We start from the raw sequence: 22,620 nt of genomic DNA, 5'->3' as shown, positions 1-22,620 counted from the left end.
GCGCACATCGAAGCACAACAGATCGGCCCCGAACCTCTGCGGTTCGGGGCCGATCTGTCGGTTGTCAGACCTGAGCGGGAGAGTCAGCCAGGTGCTTTTGCAGGAACGCACCAAACCGGTCGGTCGACTCCTGCGCCTGCGGCAAGAAGTTGAACAGCGGCCAGATGTGGATCATGTTTTCACCGATCTCGAGCTCGACGTCCACGCCGGCCTCGCGAAGCTTCTCCACGAGCCGAATCGAGTCGTCGTGCAAACCCTCGTCGGTACCGGTGAGCACACGAATCGGAGGCAGACCCTGCAGGTCGGCGTAGAGCGGCGAAGCGAGCGGGGTCTCCTTGGGGTCTTTGCCAGCCAGGTATGCACCACCCATGGCCTCGACCAGGGCGGCAGCCGGCAGCGGGTCAAGATGGGCGCGTTCGGTCAACGACGCGCCCTCTCCGGCGAGGTCGACAAGCGGCGAGCAGGCGACCGCGGCGTTGGGAGCGACGTCGCCGTCTTCCCGCAACTTGACCAGGGCGGCGACGACGAGATTTCCGCCCGCCGAGTCGCCGACGATTGCGACGTTGCGGATTCCGGGCTGCTGGCGAGCCCAACGGTATGCGGAGACAACGTCATCCATCGGCGCGGGGAAGGGGTTCTCCGGTGCGAGCCGGTAGTCGACGACGAGGACCCGAGCACCAGACGCCTTGGAGATCCGGTAGCCGAACTCTTTGTAGCCCTTGGCACTACCCATACAGAACCCGCCGCCGTGGACGAGCAGTATGGCTTGATCGTCAGCCGCGCCCGGCGCGCTCACCCAGTACGACGGCACGCCATCGGCGTCGACCGCCTCGACCTTGCCGTCCGAGGGGACCTCGAAGTTGGCCAGGACTTGCTCGTAGAGCCGGCGGAAGTCTTCGATCGTGGCCTCCGGCTCGGAAACCAGATGACCGAGCAGGTCACGGGCACGGGTCAATTCAGGACTTGTCATCAGTGTTTCTCCTCGACTGGATTGGTCAGAGCTTCTCGAGCTTGGGCTTGACCTCGCGGGTGAAGAGGTCGTAGGAGTCGGCCGCGGCCTGGCCGTGGAGGCCGCCGTACTGGAAGACCGAGATGATCTCGTAGTCACCCACGATGGCCTTGCGCTCTTCGTGCTTGGCGATCTGCTCTTCGGGTGTTCCCCAGATCTGCGCGTTGGCGTACACATCGGCAACCGCCTGGATGCCCATGGCGTCGATGGCCTCCTTGGCCGCCGCGTACGAGGCGTAGCCCTTGGTGTTCTCGAAGTGGCGTCCACCGAACTCGTAGTGCTCGACACAGGTGATGTAGTAGTTGACGCAGGCCTCGTAGGCCACCTTGCGTGCGTGCTCGGAATCGTTGTGGCAGTAGGTGAGGTCGATCATCATCGGCGGCGGGGCGTCGCCACCGTGGGTGTCTTTGAAGGCCTTGCGGTAGTCCTCGATCATCGGCATGTGCATGGCCTCCATCGGGCCCTGGATGAAGGCCAGCATGGGGACTCCGAGCTTGCCGGCGGCGATCGCCGAATCGGGGCTCATCGCGACCATGGTGGTACGTCCCTTGAAGGTGCCCAGCGGCTTGGGGTGGACCCCGACCTTCTTCTGCTTGTAGAACTTGCCGTCGTTCTCGACGAAGCCCTCTTCGAGGCCGCGCATGATCATTTCGGCGGCTTCGTCGAATCGCTCGCGCGACTCGTTCATGTCGAGACCGAAGCCTTCGTACTCGCGGCGTGCGAGACCGCGACCCATGCCGAACATTGCACGACCATCCGACAGGTTGTCGAGCAGAGCGATCTTCTCGACAACGCGCATCGGGTCGTTCCACGGGAGGATGACCGCGGTGGTGTGCATCTTGGCGTTCTTGGTGACCGCGGCGAGGTAGGACAGGAACTGGGTGTTGTCCGGGCACATGGAGTAGCCGGGATCAAAGTGGTGCTCGACGCAGCCGATGCTCTCGTAGCCATCCTGGTCGGCACGGATGGACAGCTCGAGCTGGTCCTTGAAGACTTCGTAATCCGATCGGGCGTTGTTGTAGTTCTGGATCAGGTTGGTCATGTGGACCTTCACGTGCACTCCTAGTCGAGAGTCGGCGGCGCGTACGCCGGGCGGTGATTGGCCACCGCGTGTGGTGACGCGGGGAGCGAGGCGATCCCACCCTGTTCTGGGATGTGATGCCTGTCACTCGGATGGCGAGTCCTAGAGTCGCAGCCGTTCACAGGGTCGAGTTGTCCCATCCCGCTACAGTCCGCAGCCTGGTGGACGACCTGACGTCGGGGCGGGCGGGCGCGCGGTGTTCCGGGACAACCGAGCCCGATGTCCCAAAAAGCGACAACAGTCGTGAGCTGGGTCACTCTACGGTCTTGGCATGGTCTGCACCGCAGGCTATTTCGCCGCAGTCAGAGATTGAGGAGTCCAGAATGGGTCGATTGACGAATAAAGTTGCGCTGGTCACCGGTGCGGCTCGGGGGCAGGGCCGCTCGCACGCGCTTCGGTTGGCGCAGGAGGGTGCCGACATTATTGCCGTCGACATTTGTGCACCGGTGGCGACTGCTCCGTATGCAACCGGTGAATTGACCGACCTGGAGGAGACTGCGAAGCTCGTCGAGCAGTTGGATCGTCGAATTCTGCACCGACAGGCCGATATTCGGGATCTGGATGGGTTGCAGAGCCTCGTCGCCGATGGGGTTGCCGAGTTCGGTGGCATCGACATCGTCGTCGCCAACGCCGGTATCGCCAGCTACGGACCGGCGTGGGAACTGACCGAGGATCAGTGGCAGGAGATGCTTGATATCAACCTGACGGGGACCTGGAAGACCGCCAAGGCGGCAATCCCGTCGATGATCGAACGCGGGGAGGGCGGGTCGATCATTCTCACCAGTTCGGTCGCCGGGTTGATCGCCTATGCGAACCTGGCCCATTACACCGCCGCGAAACATGGTGTGACGGGGTTGATGCGGGTGCTCGCGGTGGAGCTGGCCCAGCACAACATCCGGGTGAACTCGGTGCACCCCACCACGGTCAACACCCCGATGATCAACAATGAGGCGATCTACAATCTGTTCTTCCCCGGAGTGCCGGACATGGATGAGACGAAGGCCGCCGAAGGCTTCATCCACATGAATGGAATGCGGGTGCCGTGGGTCGAGCCGGAGGACATCAGCAACGCGGTGCTGTATCTGGCGTCGGACGAGTCGCGCTACGTGACAGGCACGACCCACGTCGTCGATGCCGGCGGTACCGCGCCTTACAGAATCCCGCACTCCATCTGACTCGCACTCTCGCAGGCAGGTTGCTTCGGTGGGGCGGGTTGGCTCGAAGCCTCCCGGCCCACCGAAGTGGTTGCGGCGCAGTACACCGGATCACTACCTTTCGCGTCACGGGACGACGACAGCGCGGCCGAGTATCTCACCGCGCGCGAGGCGCGCGTACACCTGTGGTGCGTCGGCCAGAGGATGGGTTTCCACCTCGATGTGTAGCCGGCCTGCGCGCGCGAGGTCGATGACCTCCCACAGTTCGCCACGGCTGCCCCAGAAAGTACTGCGCACGCTCGCTTCGAAGGCCAGTCGCCGATACCCGACGGGGATTGCGCCGCCACCCACCCCGATCACGGTGATCTCCGCATGGGTTCGTGCGACGCGTCCGGCAAGGTCGGCGGTCGGCTGGGCGCCGACGAAGTCGAAAACCGCGTCAACCCCGCGTTCCGCAGTCATCGACCAGATCGTCTGTTCTGCAGAGGAGTCCCCGATCACGACGTCGTCGGCACCGACCTCACGAGCGAGGTTGAGCTTGTCTGGGGAGATGTCCACGGCGATGACTCTCGCTGCGCTGAGTGCGCGGATGATCTGGATGGCGATGTGTCCGAGGCCGCCGACACCGATCACGAGTGCGACAGTGCCGGCACCGAGGCGGGGGAGGGATTGTTTCACAGCGTGATACGACGTCAGGCCGGCGTCGGTGAGCGCTACTGCCTGGACGGGATCGAGATCGCCGAGAGGCACGAGGTGCCGCTCGCTGTCGACCAAGAGGTACTCGCCCATCGCGCCGTCGACGGCGATTCCGGGCGGATGTACGCCGTCAGGATGTGTGCAGTAGTTCTCCCGACCGTAGGAACACTCCCGGCAGACGCCGCATCCCCACGGACCGTAGACGAGCGTCGGTGTACCGAGTTCGAATTGGTCGGCGCCCGCACCGACGGCCGCTACTGTGCCGGCTGCTTCATGGCCGAGGGTCATCGGCAAGGGGCCGAACCGGTAGTCGTCGGCGGACGCCTCGATGATGTGTAGATCGGAGTGACAGAGACCTGCGGCGGTCACTCGCAGCAGAACCTGTCCGGGACCCGGGCTGGGCCGGGGAACGTCGACGAGCTCCAATGGGCCGCCGATTCGCTTGTATTGCAGCGCTTTCATCAGCGGCGCCATTGTAGCCCTCCCTGGTCGTGAATCGTGCCGCTACTTCGTTCCCCAAGCGACGGTCGCTGTGCCGCCGATGACTGTCGTCGCCTCCGGCTGATCTGCCAGTCGCGCCCAGATATCGCATGTGACCGTTGTGTCGTCGGCGATGGTCTGGACGTCGGTGACGGTGCCGCCAACCTCAATAGAGTCACCCTCGAAGACATTCGCCTGGAAGCGACAGGTGACGCTGCGTATCGCCGATCGCGAACCGGCCCAAGCGATGAGCATGTTGATGGCATAAGCCATCGTCACGCCACCCTGGTTGACGTAGCGGTCGCCGAGACCGGCCGCACGCACGGCGTCGGTGTCGAAATGAATCGGGTTGGGATCGCGAAAGATCAGCGCCATGATCTTGATCTTGTCGGCGCTGACGTCGTCGACCCGAACGGCGGGGATCTCATCGCCCACTGCGGGGAGTGCCTTGTGCTCCATCATGCTCCTCGCTTGAAGATGTAGCCCGTCACGATGTCGCCGACTGCGTCGTTGTCCGAGTCGTCGTGGACCGTCGTCTGAACGGTGACGAAGTCCAGCACTCCGCCAGTGCGGGACACCTTTCTCGACACCGGCCGGACTTGTGCGCTGACCGTGAACGTACGGCCGGGCCGCAGCGGTCGGTGCTGATTGAGTTCACACGTGCCGAACAGCAAGGTGTCCTGGGGGCGCTTGGCGGCGAGGTCGCATAGCTCGTCGACGCTGATCCCCATTCCGCGCAGCGCGAGAATGAGCAACCACAGAGGGTGCGCGTCGCCCGAGTCGTCGGTGTCGGCGACCAGGGCGTAGTCGGCGAGTGCGCTCTCGTAGTCTTCGATCGTCAGCGTCGCCCCCGGGAGTTGCCGGTCGTTGAGGGTCTCGGCGAGTTGCTCGGGTGTGATCAACGCTGCGGGTGCAGCAGACGTGTCAGTCGTCTGCTCGGTTGTGGAATCGCTCATTGAATCGGGTCCTCTGCTGGGTGTGATCAGAAGATCGTGTAGCCGCCGTCGACCACGATCTCGTTGCCCGTGTGGAAGGTCAACGCAGGGTCGGCGAGGAAGGCAGCGACCTCGTGGAACTCTTCTGGTTCGGCCCACCGGCGAGCCGGGGTTCGTCCGGTGGTCGCGCGAACGAACTTCTCATCGGCCTGGAGGTGTTCGTTCATCGATGTCTTGGTCCATCCGGGGATGAGGATGTTGCAGCGCACCTGGTAGCGGGCGAGCTCCACAGCCAGGGTCCGGCCCAGACCGACTAGTCCGGTCTTGCTGGCTGCATACGCTGCCATCCCGGTGCCGCCGTACCGGCTGATCGTGGAGGACACGACCACCATCGAACCGCCGGAATCCTGGGCGATGAACTGGCGTGCGGCCTCGCGGGTACACAGGAACGACCCGTCGAGGTTGGTCGCGAGGACGTGTCGCCAGGTGTCCAGGGACATCTCGGCCAGCGGTTGTTCCACCGAGATACCCGAGTTGGCGACGAAGCACCCCAGGGGACCTAGCGTCTCGACCGTCTGTGCCATGGCACGGGTGACTGCGTCCTCGTCGGTGACGTCGCAACCCACGCCGAGCGCCTTCACACCGATGCGCTCGAGTTCGGCGATGGTGTCTGCGGTTCGGTCCGGATTACGCGCCCACACAGCGATGTTCGCGCCCGCATGGGCCATGCCCACGGCCAGCGCGCGACCGATCCCGTTGTTGCCGCCGGTGACGACGGCGGTCATACCGTTCAGGTCGATGGCCATCAGTTCGCTCCTGGTGCGGGAAGGTCGACGAGGGTGGCCAGCGCGCTGCGATGCCAGTCCGCTGTGCCGAGTCCGATGGCGTCGGCCTTGGCTCGCTTGAGGAACAGATGCGCGGGGTGTTCCCACGTGAAGCCGATGCCACCGTGGAGCTGAATGCATTCCTCGGCTGCTTGCTGTGCCACCTCAGAACAGATGGACTGCGCGAGCGCCACGGCGATCGCCAGGTCAGGGGAGTCGGTCGCGGCGCACTCGGCGGCGTAGCGTGCCACGGCGCGTGCCTGGGTGATCTGCACCCACAGGTCGGCCAGTCGGTGCTTCAGCGCCTGGTAGGACCCCAGCAGTCTGGCGAACTGGCGACGGGTCGCGAGATACTCCACCGTCAAGTCCAGGCACCGTTCGGCGAGTCCGAGTTGTTCGGCGGCCAGCAGCGTCGCTCCGATGTGCAGTGCCCGCACCAGCGCGGCGTCGAGGACGTCGCCGGCTTCGGCGATGAGGGTGGCCTGTGCGCCGTCGAAGGTCACGTCGGACAGCGGGCGGGTCATGTCCAAGGACACGATCTCGTCGACGCGAACACCCTCCGCTGCGGTCTCGACTGAGAACAGGCCGTCCGCGGTTGGCACCAGCAACACGTCCGCCACCCGCGCGTCGGCGACGCCGGTCACGTTGCCGTGCAGTCGGTCGTCGGAGACTGTCACCGCATGCTCGACGGCCCGGGGCGCGTGGGCGAAGGGGATTGTGAGTGCGATTGTCTGCTCACCTGCGGCGAGCCGGCTCAGGAAGTCCTCGGCGCGTAGCTCCATCAGCAGCGCGGCCGCGATGCCGGCTGATCCGAGGAACGGGATGGGAGCCACCGCGCGTCCCAGCTCCTCGGCGACGACAGCTGCCTCGCGCCAGCTACCTCCGGCGCCACCGAGATCCTCCGGTATCGGCATGGCAGCGACGCCGACTTCGGTGGCCAATGTCTTCCACAGCGCGGTGTCGACGGTGTGGGGGGATTCGGTGCGGGACAACACCGCTGTCCATTCGCACTTCCTGTCCAGCAGCGAGCGCACGCTCTCGCGGAGGTCGTCTTCGATCTCGTTGTAGAGCAGGTCACCGGTCTCTGGCGTGATGGTCAACGGGGTAGGTCCTTCCACGGCGTGTCTTTGTCTGCGCGGGGTTCGGCCGGTAGACGCAAGACGCGCTCGGCGATGATGTTGCGCATGATCTCCGAGGTACCGCCCTCGATCGAGTTGCCTTTGGCGCGCAGGAAGCGCCAGCCCGCGGGACTCTCCGCATGGGTGACGATCACCGGACGGCGAGCCGAGTAGTCGGTGTAGCGGAGGCTCTCGGCCCCGAGCAGCTCCAGCTCGAGTGAGGCGATCTGCTGGTTGAGTCGCGCGTAGGCGATTTTGGAGCCGGACCCCTCGGGACCCGGCTGGCCGGCAGCCTGTTGCTGACCGAGTCGTTCGGCGGTGATCCTGGCGGCTTCGGCCTCCACCCAGAATCGCAGGACCCGGTCGTGCAGTCCGTGGGTTCGCAACTCGGGACGCTCTCGCCACACCTTCGTCAATTCACCGATCGCGCCGCTCTCGCGGGGCACGGTGCCGGCCGCGATGGCCACGCGCTCGTTCATGAGGGTGTTCTGCGTGACTGCCCAACCCTGGCCGATCTCTCCGAGCCGTTGGTCGTCGGGGATCGACACGTTGTCGAGGAAGACCTCGTTGAACTCGCTCTCGCCAGTGATCTGGCGCAGCGGCCGCACGTCGACGCCCTCGGCGTTCATGTCACAGACGAAGAACGTCAGGCCCTTGTGTTTGGGCTGGCCGGGATCGGTTCGGGTGACGAGGATCGCCCACGACGCGTCGTGGGCAAGCGAAGTCCAGACCTTCTGTCCGTTGACGACCCAGGAGTCGCCGGACTGTTTGGCGCTCGTCGCGACGTTGGCCAGGTCCGAGCCCGCGCCGGGTTCACTGAAGAGCTGGCACCAGATCTCCTCGCCGGTCCACAGCGGGCGCAGCCATCGTTTCTGTTGGTCTTCGGAGCCGAACCGCAGCAGGGTGGGCGCGGCCATGCCGAGTCCGATGATGTTGCGGTGCGGCTCATTTGTCGGTGCGCCGGCCTCGGCGAGCAGACGATCCACAGCGGGTTGCAGTGTGCGGTCCCACCCGTGGCCGCCGAGACCTTCGGGGTAGTGCACCCACGCCAGACCGGCATCGAATTGAGCCCGCAGGAACTCCAGCCGGTCAGTAGACGCGGGATCGTGTGCCGCCAGGAAGTCTTCGACCGCCGTGGTGATCGTGGTGAGGTCGGTCATCAGATTTGCTCGAAGTGTGCGATGTCGAGGATCTGACCGGTGCGCTCCTCCGCCCACACCGCACGCACCCGGGTGCCGGGCGGGAGCTGCTCGGCGACCGCGGCGGGGTCGGATAGGTCGAGACCGCTGACGTAGTGCATCAGCAGCGTGCTCGCGCCGTCGAGTCGGATGCCGGCGATTGCGTAGGGAGGCTTGGGGCCGCCGCGGAAGCCGTGCCATGCGACGGTGAACACCTCGACCTCACCTTCGGGCGGGAGTTCCTGCCACTGGTCGGTGGCGACGAAGCAGGATTCGCAGTAGGCCTGCGGCGGGACGAACACACGCGAGCATTCCGGGCACGAGTTGGCCAGGATCTGCTTGTCGGTGAGGCCCTGCATGAACCGGCCCCACGTGCGGCCCAGATGCACGTCGTAGTCCAGATCCCAGTGGACCCGCTGAGTGGTGATCGTCCGCGGGGTGGTGTCAGTGGTCATGAGCGCTCGTGCCTTTCCAGTACAGCCAGATTCTCGAATTGGAAGAAGGTGCCGCCGGTGCCGTGAGCCAGACCGCGTCGTGCGCCGGCGACCTGCATGGCCTCGGGAGCGTCGCCCATCAATTGCAGCGCGACGTACACGTACGGGGCGAGTTCGCCGGCGACACCTGCGTTGGTGCACAACGGTCCGCCGGACAGGTTCACCGGGATCTGCCCGTCGATGCGGGTGGCCCCGGACCGCAGCAGATCGATACCACCGCCGGGGGGTGCGAAACCCAACGCCTCGAGCTGCATGGGCTGCATCGGGGCGTAGGGGGAGAAGACCTCGACCACATCGAAATCGGCGAGGGGATCGCGAATGTCGGCCATTCGGTAGACTTTTCGGGCCAGGATGGCGAGGTTCTCCATGGCCGCGAAGTCGCTCTTGCCGCCACCGAGGTAGGGGTCGCTGCTGGTGGCCATCGCCCCGATGAGTACTGGGGTAGGGCGCACGTCGGCGATGGCGTCCTCGGAGCAGATGAGCAGCGCGTTCGCCGACGTGGACACTGGACACACCATCGCCATCGTCATCGGGCTCGACAGCGGTCGCGAGGAGACGACATCGTCGATGGTGACCGTGTTCCTCAAGTGCGCGAACGGGTTTCGTGAGGCGTGCTCGTGGTCCTGCACTGCGCTGAACGCGAAGTCCTCCACGGTGGCGCCGTACCGACGCTGGTAGGCACTGGGGTAGAACGCGCCCATGTGGTAGGCCCCCATGCCCAGGGGCTGTTCCACGACCATCGGCGAGTTGGTGTTGATCGCCGACTGCAGATCGACGGCGCCGAAAAACGTTGGGCCACCGATACACAAGACTCGATGTCGGTCACCCGCTCGTACCTGACGGGCAGCGACCTGCATCAGGTTGCCGCCCGTCGTGCCGCCGGTGTTCACGACCGACACGGGGAGGTCCGTTCCGAGTCCGAGTCGCCGGACCAGGTGCTTGGCGCCGAGGACCGTACCCTCGAAGCCGTCGATGTTGCCGATGACGAGCCCGTCAAGTGCTGCCGGTGTGATTCCCGCGTGGTCAAGGGCACCCCACACCGCCTGCTGGACCAACTCGATGGCCGACGACGTCTGCTTACGCGGCGAGGTGGCCTCGGTGATCCCGACGCCGCCGATGAACGCACGTGTTGTCATCAGATTCCCTCCACGACCAACACCGTGGTGGTGTCGGCGATCGGACCGGTCAGCGGGTCGTTGGAATGCGAGACCCCGACGGTCGCATCGGTGTCTTCGAGCGCGTGGACGACTTCGAGCAACCGGAGCGCCCCGTTGGCGACGCCGGGGTAGGAACTACGCACTCCGCCTGAAGGGTTCACCGTGATGGACTCGCCGAGCTCGAGAGCGTCCAGCACGGGCCGGTGCATCGCCGGAGATGCTGCGGTGACCTCGGCTACCTGGATCTGGTCGGCGACGTCAGTGACGCCGGCTCGTCGATAGGCCTCGCTCGCAGCACGTCTCGCCGGAGCGGCGGGATCGCTCAACCACGAGGGACTCGCGGTGGTGTCACCCGTGGACTGTCCCCAGCCGGTGAGCACCGCACGAGGATTGCGGGAACGCCGCGCGCGGGCGAGTGACCCGAGCACGACCGCGATCGCTCCGGTCGAGTCCGCCGGCAACATCAGCTCGGTGAGAGGGCCGTTGATGTGGTCGGCGGCCAGCACGTCGGCTGCTGACACCGCGCGGCTCCGAACGGCGCGGGCGGACCCGGCGCCGCGGGTGATCTCCTCGGCCGACAACGCCGCAAGCGCCTCACGGTCGACATGACCGTGGCTCAGCGCATGTACCGCATGCATTCCGAAGGCGACCTCGGAAGTGAGGGCCACGGGCCTGTCGAAGTGTGGTTCGAAGCCGTAGTTCGAGATCTGCTGGACGAAAGCGCGTCGATCGGCCGCCGACACCTCGGGGTTGTAGACCCCGACGGCTACCACGACGTCGGCGTCGTTGGCGGCGATCGTCTGGGCGGCGGCGGCGATGGCCTGACCGGCGTCTCCCTCGAGGCGATACGACTGACCGAGGTAGCCACCCGAGGCGGCGTTGGTCAGGCCGCTGGAGATACTGCGGCCGTCGTAGATGTCCATCGACGCAGTGATCGACAGGTCGACCTCCTGCTTGCGGATGCCGGCCTCCTTCAACGCGCGCGAGACGGCGTCGAAGACGAGTTCATCGAGAATGGCATCGGATTCCACGACGAGGTCGGTGGTGGCCAGGCCGAGGATCGGAACCGGGTCGATTGCGGCCGCGGACGGGTTGAGTCTGGTCACATCGACACCCCGCCGTCTACGGGCAGCACGACGCCGGTGACATAGGCCGCCTGCTCGGACGCCAGGAAGCCAACTGCCGGTGCCATTTCCGCGGCGTCGGCGAAGCGACCGACCGGAACGCTCGCGGTCATCTCCGCCAGTTTGTCCGCCGGCACGGCTGCAACCATCGCGGTGGACGCGTTGGGCGAGATGGCATTGCAGGTGATGCCGAATCGTGCGACTTCCTTGGCCACGGTCTTGGTGAACGCGATGATGCCACCTTTGGCTGCCGCGTAGTTGGCCTGACCGATGTTGCCGTGCATACCGGTACAGGAGGTGACGTTGATGATGCGTCCCGCACCGGCAGCGCGCATGTGCGGAACGACGGCGCGCGTAACCATGAAGGTGCCGGTCACGTGGACGTCGAGGACCGAACGCCATTGATCGTCGGTCAGCTTCCACACCACCGCGTCGCGCGCGATTCCCGCGTTGTTGACGACGACATCGACGCCGCCGGCCCACGCGACGACGCCGTCGATCGCCGCCGTGACCGCGTCTCCGTCGCTGACGTCGACCGCCGCGGTGTGCACATTGTCGACACTGCCCCACGCCTTGTCGAGCAGAGCGGCGTCATAGTCGAGGACGGCGACCTTGGCGCCTGCGTCGCGGAAGTAGGAGACGATCTCGTAGCCGATTCCCTGCGCGCCGCCGGTGACGACGACCGTCGAGCCGGCGAAGTCGGGTTGGATTTTGCCGATGGTCATCAGAGCCTCTCGATGATCGTCGCGTTGGCCATCCCGCCGCCTTCACACATCGTCTGCAGCCCGTAGCGTCCGCTGGTGGCCTCCAGGTGATTGACCAGGGTGGCGAGCAGTCGGATGCCCGATGCGCCGAGCGCGTGTCCGAGGGCGATGGCGCCGCCGCGGGGGTTCAGCTTCTCGGGGTCGGCCTTCAGATCCTGTTGCCAGGCCAGCGGCACCGGCGCGAACGCTTCGTTGACCTCGTAGGCGTCGAAATCGTCGATTGACATACCTGCGCGGGCGAGAACCTTCTCGGTCGCGGGGATGACGCCGGTCAGCATCAGCAGCGGATCGCTGCCCGTGACCGCGAAGTCGGTGAACCGCGCACGCGGGGTGAGGCCGAGTTCGGAGGCCTTCTTCTCGCTCATGATCAGGACCGCCGACGCGGCGTCGGTGAGCGGCGAGGAGTTGCCGGGGGTGATGCTCCAGTTGATCTCCGGGAACCGCTTGTGCAGCTCATCGTCGGCGAATGAGGGCTTGAGCCCACCCAGTCCCTCGACGGTCGTGGATGCGCGGATGGTCTGGTCGACATCGTGAACGCGGCCGTCGACGGTGATCGGAATGATCTCGTTCTTGAAGCCGCCGGCTTCGGTGACCTGCGCGGCCAGCTGATGCGAGCGGGCCGAGTACTGGTCCAGGGCTTCGCGGTCGATGTTCCACCGAGCAGCGATCAGTTCTGCTGAGACACCCTGACCGATCAGGCCGTCGGGGTAGCGCGCGGCGAGCGGTGCGCGGTTGGGGTCCTGATCGACCGAGCTGTAGCCCATCGGCACTCGGCTCATCGACTCCACACCACAGGCGACGACGATGTCGTAGGCACCGGCGATTACACCCTGTGCGGCGAAGTGGACGGCCTGCTGGCTGGAACCGCACTGCCGGTCGACGGTCGTACCCGGCACCGATTCCGGGATTCCCGCAGCCAAGATGGCTGTCCGGGCAATGTTGAGGGCCTGTTCACCGGCCTGCGAGACGCAACCGGCGATGACGTCGTCGATCGTCGCCGGATCGAGATCGTTGCGCTCCAGCAATGCTCCGAGTGTGTCTGCGAGCAGATTCACCGGGTGAATCTGCGATAGTGCTCCGCCGGGCTTACCCTTACCGGACCCTGTTCGAACGATATCGACGATCACTGCTGACCCCATGTGGCCACATCTCCCGTTCACGATTGGGGGCCAGACGGCCCACGATTTCCTCTGTGGCGCCAACGCTAGGAACAAAAGGCCTGCGACCGGTGTCTCAATGCGCAACACGAATGTGTCGCAGATCACTGGTGTGTATCTCGTGAGGCAGTCCGCCGAAATCGTCGGCAGCGGTTAGCCGTATGCCACGTGGGGCGTCCGGCGCAACCAGTCGCGATGCGCGGTTCGTCGGGGGCCTAAGACTGTTCGATGTTGGGACACGCCGAGGCCTGGCCACCGCCGTACCTTGTGGCGGATATGAGGTCAATACCCGGCCTGGCAGACTGCACGGCGACCTAGCCGCGCGAGGGAGAAACATGAACGACGACAGGTCCCGCGCGTGCCGCCCACCACGCGCCGAAAAGTACGGACAGGAACCAGCCTCCAACTCCAGCGGTTCGAGGCGGTCGCACGTCGTGGACTGGGCGTGGGAGCCCGTCTCGGAGGAAGCGATATCCGACCTATCGTCCCGCCTGGAACATAGCCGAGACGCAGTGCTGTCGAGTGCCGACGCGTGGAGCCGTGGAGTACCCGCCGACTTCCTTCAGACGCTTCTGCGGCACTGGTCGAGAGCGTTCGACTGGCGCGTTCCGGAGCAGCGCATCCGGTCCTACCCATGGGTCCGGACCCATATCGACGGGGTGCCGGTCACCGCAATTCATCAACGCGCGACCGATCCGGACGCGCCGGTCGTCGTGCTGCTGCACGGTTGGCCGGACTCCTTCTTACGATTCGAACGCGTCCTGCCACTATTAACGGACGTCCACGCCGTGATCCCCTGCCTAATGGGCTTTCCCGGCGCCGTCGGCGTGTCCGATCGGGTGGCGACCCCGCAACTCATGGCCGACCAGGTCGCCGCGTTGATGAACGCACTCGGGTACGACCGGTATGTGGTGTCCGGTGGTGACGTGGGCAGCGTGGTCGCCACACATTTGGCCACGAACCACGGCGATGCCGTTGCCGCACTGCACCTGACTGACCTGCCGGCTATCCGTGTGCCCGAGGCGATTCGCGAAAGCCTGACCGAAAGCGAGCAGAAGTACTACCGGGACGCGCGTCGATGGCGTTCAGCCGAAGGGGGTTATCTGGTCGAACAGGCGACCAAACCCCACACCCTGGCACACGCCCTCGCCGACTCGCCCGCGGGTCTGGCGGCGTGGATCATCGAGAAACTGCACGGATGGTCCGACCACAACGGTGACGTCGAATCGGCCTTCACACGCGACGACCTCCTCACCTGGGTGAGCCTGTACTGGCACACCAGGGCGATCGGCACCTCTTTCGATCCCTACTCGGCTCTGCCGCTCGATGTTCCTTTCATCAAAACACCCACCGCGGTCAGCATGTTCAGTCACGGCCTGCTGCCGCCAGAGCGATCGCTGTTTGCCAAATTCTACAATGTGCGGTCCTGGGCACTTCATGACTCTGGGGGACATTTTGCGGCGTGGGAGAAGCCTGCAGAGTTCCTCAGCGGGCTGCACGCGGCGGTCGGTTTCGTAAGCCCCACAGTTTGCTCTGATGTCACGTGAGTAGTCACAGAGTGACGCCTAAAGACCCATAGCTCGTGTGGTCGGCAGCCAGGATGGTGCACGCGTCTACTTTAGTTCTTCGCGGACGAAAAGCTTCGGCGAAGTGGGCCGGGATACGTTCGAGCGGGGAGACGTCGAGCCCTCCACCACAGCGCACTCGCGAATCTGCACTGCGCTGTAACTGCTGCTGTGGCAGAACGAGTTCGACAGCACCTGCCACTCTCGTGAAGGTGTCGAGCAGCTCAAGAATCGGTGTTTCCTGCGCTAGCGTCGTCGTTTGGCGAAAATCAGATGATGACGTCCATCGACGACCTCGATGGACCGAAATCGCGGCCGCAGCTCCTAGCTGGAGACGTTGTAAGAATGGGCCCGGTTCGCTTGCCGAGCTCGTGCATCGCACGAAACTTAGGTGGGGACAGCCCTGTGTCGGCCACGTACTTACGAGCAGCTGTTTCTGGTGCCCCCGGTCAGACTCGAACTGGCACTGGACGGGTTTTGAATCCGTTGCCTCAATCCGACGGTCTTCGTCGGATCAGGAGCGGTTCCGCATGGTCCATCGCCAGTCGGCGAACTTGGTTTCGATGCGGCGGATTCGCTCGGCCGACAGCCGGCCTTTGCGGTAGTCGGCGCGACGGTTCGCCGCCCACTGACCGATGGGGAAGCCGTCGATCACGTCCCGCTGGCGGGGGTTGCTGGTGCCGTGCACGGCTCGGTACCGGTGCAGGTGCGCTAGGCCGGCCTCGAACGCGGCGGCCGATGCCGCGTCCTGAGGGTTCCATACCCAATCCGCAAACTCGTTCTCAATCAGCATGATTCGGTCACCGGACAGTCGGCCTTTGCGGTAGTCGGCGCGACGGTTCGCCGCCCACTGACCGATGGGGAAGCCGTCGATCATGTCGTGCTGGCGGGGGTTGCTGGTGCCACGGGTGGCGGCGTAGCGGCGCAGGTGCGCGACCCCGGCCGCGAAAGCGGCATCGAGCACGTTCCACCGCCAGCCGGGGAACTCGGTTTCGATCCGGCGGGCCCGCTCCGCGGGCAACCGACCTCTGCGGTAGTCGGTGCGGCGGTTGTCGACCCAGGCGCCGATCGGAAATCCGTCGATCATCGCATCGCGGGATGGCGAGCTCGAACCGTGTGCGGCGACGTAGCGGTGCATGTGTGCGATCCCGGCGTCGAACCGCCGATCGTCCGCACGACTGCGGCCAGTGGTGGGGGTATCGTGCTCGCCAGGCATGGCGTCACCGCCTGTTCGTGGCGGCGGGTCGTACCGTCCACTGCCAGTCCGGGAACTCGGTCTCGATGCGGCGGATCCGCATCTGTGGTCACGCACGTTGTGCGACGAACTCGAGGCCTCGGCTACGCCCAGTCGTATCAAACACTCACCCGCCAGATCCGTGCTCGTGGACTACGACCACGGTGTGTCGACTGCGCGGCGGTGACCGAACGGGCCAACGCGATCATCGAACACCCGCCCGGTGAAGAGACACAATGGGATTGGGTGGAGCTGCCCAATCCTCCAGCGCATTGGGGTTGGGGCTCGACCGCGTTCCTGCTCGTTGGGTCGCTGTCGCATTCGGGTCGATGGCGCGGTTATCTGGCACCGGAGATGACCCGACCCCACGTGATCGCCGGGATCGATCGGATCACCCGCCGCTTAGGTGGGGTCACCAAGACGTGGCGGTTCGACCGGATGGCCACGGTGTGTCATCCGGCGACCGGGGCGTTGACTGCCGAGTTCGCCGGCGTAGCCAAGCACTACGGGGTATCGGTGGCGGTGTGCCAACCACGACGCGGGAACCGCTAGGGTGTGGTCGAGAAAGCCAATCACACTGCCGCGCAGCGCTGGTGGCGAACTCTTCCCGACGAGGTGACCGTCGAGGATGCCCAGGCCAGTTGCGACACATTCTGCCGGACCCGCTCAGACGTGCGGATGCGTCGCACCCGCGATGGCCGGTCCAACGTGCTCACGGTGGCCAAACGCGAGCCCCTGAGTGCCCCACCGCCGGTTCCGTACCCGGCCACTGTCACCGAAGTGCGACACGTGTCTCGTCAGGCGCTGGTGTCCTGGAAAGGCAACCAGTACTCGGTGCCACCGGAGTTGGCGATGAGCGAGGTGACCGTCAGCGAGCGCCTCGGTGACGGGCATATCGACATTGCCACGACCTCGGGCATCGTGATCGCCCGCCATCGCCTCGCCACCGCCGGATCGGGAGCACAGGTGCGTGACCACGGGCATGTCGTCGCCCTGGACACCCTCGCCCAGGCCAGCGACTCACCGAGTCGTCGACCGCATCGCCGCAAGGAACGAATCCCGCCCGGCCAGACCGCGCGACAAGCTGCCGAAGTGTTGCGCCGCAACGCCTCCAACACCGGCGCCGCCCCCGTAGAGGCGTCGGTCATCGACCTCAACGTCTACGAACGCGCCGCACAGAACAGGACCCACCTCCCATGACCACCAAGACCACATCGTCGGACCCCAATAGTGCTGCACCACAGTCACAACCAGCGATCTCGCTGTATCAGCAACTACGCGGCCATCTGGCCGTACTCAAACTCGATGCTGCCGCCCAAGCCCTGCCCCAGGTCCTGGCAACCGCTGGCGAGCAGGAATGGACGATGACCCAGACCCTCGAGCATCTCCTCGCGATCGAGGTCGATGCCACCGAGGCCCGCCGACTGGCCGGCCGGCTACGGTTCGCCTGCCTGCCCACCCCGGCCACCCTGGATGGGTTCGACTACGACGCCGCCCCCGGCGTAGACCGAACGTTGATCCGCGAACTGGGCACCTGCGCCTACCTCGAGTCCGCGACGAACGTACTGCTCATTGGACCTCCAGGCACCGGCAAAACACATCTGGCCGTCGGCCTGGCCCACGCCGCAGTACACGCCGGATACCGCACGTATGTGACCACCGCCGCCGACCTCGCCGCCCGCTGCCACAAAGCCGCGATCGAGGGCCGATGGGCCACCTGCATGCGGTTCTTCGCCGGACCCACCCTGCTCGTCATCGACGAACTCGGCTATCTGCCATTACTGGCCGAAGCCGCCTCAGCCCTGTTTCAAGTTGTGGCACAACGGTATCTGAAAACATCCGTCGTGATCACCACCAACAGATCGGTCGCCGAATGGGGCGAAGTCCTCGGCGACACCACCGTCGCCGCAGCCATGCTCGACCGACTGCTACACCGCTCAGTCGTCCTCAAACTCGACGGAGATTCCTACCGCCTGCGCGACCACCACGCACGCACCCAGAACCAGCGCACCGCCACCGCACCAACCCGAAGATCGCTACAGTAGGAGCCGCCCACAGGTGGGGAAATTCAGTAAGCACACCTGGGGAACTTTCCTGAGCCTCGTCACAAACCAAGGCTGGCTCAACCCGGTTACTCAACCGGCGGCGGGCATGCCACTGAAGTCGAGTGGGGCTTCTTCGTCTGTGGATCGGCAGAAACTGGTCGTGCTTGGCGCCAGCACAGCAGTAGGCGTCGTGGTCGCGCTCATCCTCAACCTCACACTCGGGAACACAGGCGGGCCTGACTTTGAGAGTCGGGAACAAGCTCTCCTGAGCGCGGTCAGCGTGCCCGGAGTCTCCGATGAAGCTCTGCTGTCCATGGCCATGAGAAAGTCCCCACTGGTGGCCAGGTCGAGGTCCCCGCTGGTGGCCAGATAAAAGTCCCCACCCTGTGTTCGTCGTGTCGACCCGGAACTGAGGGCCCAGGCGATGACGGTGAAGGTGCCAACCGATCACCATCACCGCCTGGGAGTTCCATTGAAGTCTGCGAAGGACCGTATGGACATCATTTCTGCTTACCGAGAACTCGGAAGCTATCGCGCCGCAGCCGAGGTGTGCGGCACCACCCACAAGACCGTCAAACGTGTGGTCGACCGGTTCGAGGCCGACGATCAACCACCCGATCGCAAGGAACGGGCCCGCAACTACGACACCGTCGCCGAGCTGGTCGCCGAGAGAGTCGAGCGGTCACACGGCCGGATCACCGCCAAACGTCTGCTACCAGTAGCGCGAGCGGCGGGCTATGCAGGCTCGGCCCGCAACTTCCGTCGTCTCGTCGCCCAGGAGAAAACACAGTGGCGCCGTGATCACCATCGTGGGCGTCGCCCGGCAGTGTGGGCTCCGGGTGACTACCTGGTCATCGATTGGGCCGTGATCGGCGGCCTGCACATGTTCTGCGCGGTGTTGGCGTTCTCACGCTGGCGGTTCGTTCGGTTCGCCACCAATGAAACATCCACCACCACACTCGGATTCATCGCTGAAGCCTTTGAGGAGATCGGTGGAGTACCCAACAAGGTACTCGCTGATCGGATGGGCTGCCTCAAAGGTGGAGTCGTCGCCAACGTCGTCGTACCCACCCCCTCGTATGTGCGGTTTGCCACCCACTACGGGTTCGCCCCGGATTTCTGTCACGGCGCCGATCCGGAATCGAAAGGGATCGTGGAGAACCTCTGCGGGTACGCGCAGTCAGATCTGGCGCAACCGTTGTGGACCGAAGCCAAGATCGCCGCTGGTCGTGACGACGTGCAGCTGGATGTGCACGCAGCGAACCGGGCCGCGCGGGACTGGTGTGTCGAGGTCAACACCCGCCGCCACAGCGACACACTGTGCGTGCCTGCTGAGCAACTCGATGTGGAACGAGAAGTGCTGTCGACGTTGCCATCTCTGCGGGCCCAAGTCGGCCCACCGCCGGTCACCCGAAAGGTCGATCGCCTCTCATGTATCCGGTACGCCTCGGCCCGCTACTCGGTACCCAACCGGCTCATCGGCACCACCGTGACCCTCATCCAGGACGGTGAACGGCTCCTGATCGCCGAACCCGCCTCAGGCGAGGTGATCGCCGAACATCTGCTGGCCGCACCCGGAGAGGTCGTCCTCAACGATGACCACTACGGCGGGCCACGCACACCGCCCAGTCGTGCACCACGACCCAAAACCGCAGCAGAGAAGCAGTTCTGCGCTCTCGGTGAGGTTGCTGAGCAGTTCCTGGTCGGTGCCGCCGCGATCGGTAACACCCGCCTAAGCGGTGAACTCGACGACATCCTCGGGCTCGTCACCTCCCACGGCCACGAACAGGTGCTCACCGCCCTGACCAGGGCGGTGGCATTCCGACGGTTCAAGGCCGCCGATGTGCGTTCGATCCTCGATGCCGGAGCCGGCACCCCCAACCCGCGACCGGCCGGCACAGCACTGCTCGGGCACCTGCCTACCGCGCCCACCCGCTCGCTGGATGCCTACAAGCTCGGCGCCGGCGACAAGGAGGTGTCATGACCACCACAACATCGACATCAGTTGCACCAACAGTGCCGCCACTACCGGCCGACCTCGACCAAGCGCTACGCCGATTGAAGCTCGCCTCGATCCGCCGCACCGCACCCGAGGTACTGCTCACCGCGAAAACCCAGCGATGGACACCCGAAGAAGTGCTGCGGACCCTGGTCGAAGCCGAGATCGCCGCTCGTGATGCCTCCAACATCCGCAACCGACTCAAAGCTGCCGGGTTCCCGGTCACCAAAACCCTGGAATCGTTCGACGTGGCCGCATCCTCCATCCCGGCCAACACCTTCGAATACCTATCCTCACTGGAATGGGTTCGAGCCCAACACAATCTGGCCTTGATCGGCCCAGCCGGGACTGGCAAGAGTCACACCCTGATCGGGCTGGGGATCGCCGCAGTACACGCCGGACACAAAGTGCGGTACTTCACCGCCGCCGACCTCGTGGAGACCCTGTATCGCGGACTGGCCGACAACACCGTCGGCAAAACCATCGACACCCTGCTACGCCAAGATCTGCTCATCCTCGACGAGATCGGATTCGCACCACTCGACGACACCGGCACCCAACTACTGTTCCGGCTCGTCGCCGGCGCCTACGAACGCCGCTCTCTCGCGATCGCCAGCCACTGGCCCTTCGAACAATGGGGACGATTCCTGCCCGAACACACCACCGCCGCCAGCATCCTCGACCGGCTCCTACACCACGCCACCATCGTCATCACCGACGGCGACTCCTACCGCATGACACACCGAACGGAGGTACCACCCACCTAGAACATCCCGCACAGGGTGGGGACTTTTACCTGGCCACCAGCGGGGACATCAAACTGGCCGTTGACACTCTGCTGTTCCACGGATGGAACCTCTGTTCGGTCATCTGTCGCACCAGTAACAACCCGTACCAAGATCAGATGCTCCGGCATCGAGGCCAGTTCACCGTCGAAGAACAGATCGAATCAACCGTGTGACAGGTGGTAATCCCGATCTTCCGAACACCATTTACGCGAAACTGTGCCCAGAGATGGCGCCCTAGCTGCCGCGGACTCCCTCTGCGAAAGTGGGGTCTCCGTCGGTCAAGTCCCAGGTAGTGGTGTAACTCGTTTCTGATCCTTCGTCGCTTTCAGGCAGGCAGTTCGATCAGCGGGTCGGTAGTGGCCTCCGTTGTTGTGGTGGTGTCGGTGGTCAGGGTCAGTCGGCATCGGGTGAGGACCTCGAGGCCGAGGTATCGGCGGCCTTCGGCCCACTCGTCGGTCTGCTCGGCCAGGACCGCGCCGATGAGTCGGATGATGGCGTCACGGTTGGGGAAGATACCCACAACGTCAGTGCGGCGGCGAATTTCGCGGTTGAGTCGTTCGGTGGGGTTGTTGGACCAGATCTGTCGCCACACGTCATCGGGGAAGCCTGTGAAGGCCAACAGGTCCTCTCGAGCGTCACCGAGATGGTCAGCAACCTTGGGGAGTCTGCCTTCGGTGTATTCCAGGAGTCGGTCGAACTGCTCGTGCACGGCAGTGGCGGTGGGCTGGTCATAAACGCTGTGCAGCATCGCTTTGACCGCCGGCCACATGGACTTGGGGCACACCGCCATCAGGTTGGCCGCGTAGTGGGTACGGCACCGTTGCCACACGGCGCCGGGCAGGTTCGCCGCGATCGCCTCGACCAGTCCGGCGTGGGCATCAGAGGTCACCAGACGCACCCCGCCCAGCCCGCGGGCGACCAGATCGGCGAAGAAGGTGTTCCAGGAGGCTTTGGTTTCGCTGGTCGCTACTTGCATGCCCAACACCTCGCGGTGGCCATCGCCGTTGACACCGGTCGCCAGCAGGACAACGGCTTTGACGACCTGCTTGTTCTCGCGGACTTTGATCGTCAACGCATCGGCGGTGACGAAGGTGAACGGCCCGACCTCGTCGAGGCGACGATGGCGGAACGCTGTGACCTGTTCGTCGAGGTCGGTGGCCATGCGTGAGACCTGTGACTTCGACAGCGAGTCGATGCCGAGAGTTTTGACCAGCTTGTCCATCCGGCGGGTCGAGACTCCAGCGAGGTAGCAGTCGGCCACGACGGTGATCAGTGCTGACTCGGCCCGCTTGCGGCGTTCGAGGAGCCACTCGGGAAAGTAGCTGCCCGAACGTAGCTTGGGAATGGCGACGTCGACGGTGCCGACGCGGGTATCCAGTGGCCGGTGGCGGTAGCCGTTGCGGCGGTTGGTGCGCTCTGGTGTGCGTTGGTTCCATTCGGCTCCGCAGACCGCGTCGGCATCGGCCGACAGCAGCGCGTTGATCATGGTTTGCAGCAGCTCACGCATCAGATCTGGTGACGCCTCGGCCAGGGCTTGGCCAAGAAGGCCTGCAGGGTCGACAATGTGGGGTGCGGTCATCGCGATGACTCCTCGAGGATTCTGTGGAAGGTTGACTCGAAGGATCACGCGGTGGCCGCTCTGCATCCGTTAACGACACGACGTCGATAACGAACTCGGCCACCGAGTTACACCACTCTATGGGGCACTACTTCTCCGTCGAAACTTCAACTCCCACTGGACGGGTTGTGAACCCGTTGCCATCGGCTACTTCGACGGGTTCCGTACTGTCCACTGCCAGTCGGCGAACTCGGATTCAA

20 protein-coding genes and 1 pseudogene are annotated in these 22,620 nt (G+C 64.8%); 6 read left to right on the top strand and 15 right to left on the bottom strand.

What is annotated here, in order from left to right; all coding sequences use genetic code 11:
• Positions 1-64 precede the first annotated feature (64 nt).
• Both GKZ92_RS20420 and GKZ92_RS20415 read right to left on the bottom strand, forming a co-directional pair.
• On the bottom strand, positions 65-970 hold the full coding sequence (locus GKZ92_RS20420; protein ID WP_196222017.1) for an alpha/beta hydrolase: 906 nt from the start codon (positions 968-970) through the stop codon (positions 65-67).
• A gap of 25 nt (positions 971-995) precedes the next feature.
• Positions 996-2,063, bottom strand: coding sequence for an LLM class flavin-dependent oxidoreductase (locus tag GKZ92_RS20415; protein ID WP_155225563.1), 1,068 nt, complete (start codon positions 2,061-2,063; stop codon positions 996-998).
• 350 nt (positions 2,064-2,413) lie between these two features.
• On the opposite strand from GKZ92_RS20415, the gene GKZ92_RS20410 reads away from it, so the two are divergent.
• Positions 2,414-3,265, top strand: a complete 852-nt coding sequence (locus GKZ92_RS20410; protein ID WP_155225562.1) for a mycofactocin-coupled SDR family oxidoreductase — start codon at positions 2,414-2,416, stop codon at positions 3,263-3,265.
• Positions 3,266-3,370: 105 nt separating this feature from the next.
• Here GKZ92_RS20410 and GKZ92_RS20405 read toward each other — a convergent pair whose 3' ends face one another.
• From GKZ92_RS20405 to GKZ92_RS20355, 11 genes are read right to left on the bottom strand one after another with little or no spacing between them, the layout of a single operon-like run.
• Positions 3,371-4,402, bottom strand: a complete 1,032-nt coding sequence (locus GKZ92_RS20405; RefSeq protein ID WP_155225561.1) for an NAD(P)-dependent alcohol dehydrogenase — start codon at positions 4,400-4,402, stop codon at positions 3,371-3,373.
• A 42-nt stretch (positions 4,403-4,444) separates the two neighbouring features.
• Positions 4,445-4,855: a MaoC/PaaZ C-terminal domain-containing protein gene (locus GKZ92_RS20400; protein WP_230461849.1), complete on the bottom strand. Its 411-nt coding sequence runs from the start codon at positions 4,853-4,855 to the stop codon at positions 4,445-4,447.
• Positions 4,856-4,878: 23 nt separating this feature from the next.
• Positions 4,879-5,376 carry an FAS1-like dehydratase domain-containing protein gene (locus GKZ92_RS20395; protein WP_155225559.1) on the bottom strand — a complete coding sequence of 166 codons (498 nt, stop codon included), beginning with the start codon at positions 5,374-5,376 and terminating at the stop codon, positions 4,879-4,881.
• 26 nt (positions 5,377-5,402) lie between these two features.
• Entirely contained in the window at positions 5,403-6,161 is a 759-nt protein-coding gene (locus GKZ92_RS20390; RefSeq protein ID WP_155225558.1) for an SDR family NAD(P)-dependent oxidoreductase, read from the bottom strand.
• Positions 6,161-7,279: an acyl-CoA dehydrogenase family protein gene (locus GKZ92_RS20385; protein WP_155225557.1), complete on the bottom strand. Its 1,119-nt coding sequence runs from the start codon at positions 7,277-7,279 to the stop codon at positions 6,161-6,163. The genes GKZ92_RS20390 and GKZ92_RS20385 overlap by 1 nt, the downstream gene beginning before the upstream one ends.
• Complete coding sequence (locus GKZ92_RS20380) at positions 7,276-8,457, bottom strand: acyl-CoA dehydrogenase family protein (protein WP_155225556.1); 1,182 nt, start codon at positions 8,455-8,457, stop codon at positions 7,276-7,278. Before GKZ92_RS20380 ends, GKZ92_RS20385 begins: the two co-directional genes overlap by 4 nt.
• Positions 8,457-8,930 (bottom strand): Zn-ribbon domain-containing OB-fold protein, encoded by a 474-nt coding sequence (locus GKZ92_RS20375; RefSeq protein ID WP_155225555.1) that lies wholly within the window; start codon positions 8,928-8,930, stop codon positions 8,457-8,459. The genes GKZ92_RS20380 and GKZ92_RS20375 overlap by 1 nt, the downstream gene beginning before the upstream one ends.
• Positions 8,927-10,105, bottom strand: coding sequence for a thiolase family protein (locus GKZ92_RS20370; RefSeq protein WP_155225554.1), 1,179 nt, complete (start codon positions 10,103-10,105; stop codon positions 8,927-8,929). Before GKZ92_RS20370 ends, GKZ92_RS20375 begins: the two co-directional genes overlap by 4 nt.
• The gene (locus GKZ92_RS20365; RefSeq protein WP_155225553.1) at positions 10,105-11,232 is read right to left on the bottom strand and encodes a hypothetical protein; all 1,128 of its coding nucleotides are present in this window, start codon (positions 11,230-11,232) and stop codon (positions 10,105-10,107) included. Before GKZ92_RS20365 ends, GKZ92_RS20370 begins: the two co-directional genes overlap by 1 nt.
• Positions 11,229-11,975, bottom strand: a complete 747-nt coding sequence (locus GKZ92_RS20360) for an SDR family oxidoreductase (RefSeq protein ID WP_155225552.1) — start codon at positions 11,973-11,975, stop codon at positions 11,229-11,231. The genes GKZ92_RS20365 and GKZ92_RS20360 overlap by 4 nt, the downstream gene beginning before the upstream one ends.
• Complete coding sequence (locus GKZ92_RS20355; RefSeq protein ID WP_155225551.1) at positions 11,975-13,153, bottom strand: thiolase family protein; 1,179 nt, start codon at positions 13,151-13,153, stop codon at positions 11,975-11,977. The genes GKZ92_RS20360 and GKZ92_RS20355 overlap by 1 nt, the downstream gene beginning before the upstream one ends.
• Positions 13,154-13,332: 179 nt before the next feature.
• Between GKZ92_RS20355 and GKZ92_RS20350 the strand changes: the two genes are divergently transcribed.
• Positions 13,333-14,718, top strand: coding sequence for an epoxide hydrolase family protein (locus GKZ92_RS20350; RefSeq protein ID WP_329602392.1), 1,386 nt, complete (start codon positions 13,333-13,335; stop codon positions 14,716-14,718).
• A 532-nt stretch (positions 14,719-15,250) separates the two neighbouring features.
• On the opposite strand, the gene GKZ92_RS20345 is transcribed toward GKZ92_RS20350, so the two are convergent.
• The gene (locus GKZ92_RS20345) at positions 15,251-15,952 is read right to left on the bottom strand and encodes a helicase associated domain-containing protein (RefSeq protein WP_155225549.1); all 702 of its coding nucleotides are present in this window, start codon (positions 15,950-15,952) and stop codon (positions 15,251-15,253) included.
• Here GKZ92_RS20345 and GKZ92_RS20340 point away from each other — a divergent pair.
• The 4 genes and pseudogenes from GKZ92_RS20340 to istB (GKZ92_RS20325) all read left to right on the top strand — a co-directional run bounded on the left by GKZ92_RS20340 (position 15,873) and on the right by istB (GKZ92_RS20325) (position 20,781).
• Positions 15,873-17,170, top strand: a pseudogene (locus GKZ92_RS20340) (Mu transposase domain-containing protein). The gene GKZ92_RS20345 and the pseudogene GKZ92_RS20340 overlap by 80 nt on opposite strands.
• Positions 17,167-18,015: an IS21-like element helper ATPase IstB gene (gene istB / locus GKZ92_RS20335; RefSeq protein ID WP_155225548.1), complete on the top strand. Its 849-nt coding sequence runs from the start codon at positions 17,167-17,169 to the stop codon at positions 18,013-18,015. The pseudogene GKZ92_RS20340 and the gene istB (GKZ92_RS20335) overlap by 4 nt, the downstream one beginning before the upstream one ends.
• A gap of 472 nt (positions 18,016-18,487) precedes the next feature.
• On the top strand, positions 18,488-19,999 hold the full coding sequence (gene istA, locus GKZ92_RS20330) for an IS21 family transposase (protein WP_075863973.1): 1,512 nt from the start codon (positions 18,488-18,490) through the stop codon (positions 19,997-19,999).
• A complete protein-coding gene (istB, locus tag GKZ92_RS20325) occupies positions 19,996-20,781 on the top strand; it encodes an IS21-like element helper ATPase IstB (RefSeq protein ID WP_006361228.1) in 786 nt (261 codons plus the stop codon). The genes istA and istB (GKZ92_RS20325) overlap by 4 nt, the downstream gene beginning before the upstream one ends.
• A 346-nt stretch (positions 20,782-21,127) precedes the next feature.
• Here the strand turns inward: istB (GKZ92_RS20325) and GKZ92_RS20320 are convergent, their stop codons facing one another.
• Complete coding sequence (locus GKZ92_RS20320) at positions 21,128-22,381, bottom strand: IS256 family transposase (RefSeq protein WP_075862536.1); 1,254 nt, start codon at positions 22,379-22,381, stop codon at positions 21,128-21,130.
• Positions 22,382-22,620: the final 239 nt, after the last annotated feature.

The sequence above is a fragment of the Gordonia sp. 135 genome (assembly GCF_009720185.1).
Classification (GTDB): domain Bacteria; phylum Actinomycetota; class Actinomycetes; order Mycobacteriales; family Mycobacteriaceae; genus Gordonia; species Gordonia alkanivorans.
This window is presented reverse-complemented; position numbering and strand designations above follow the sequence as displayed.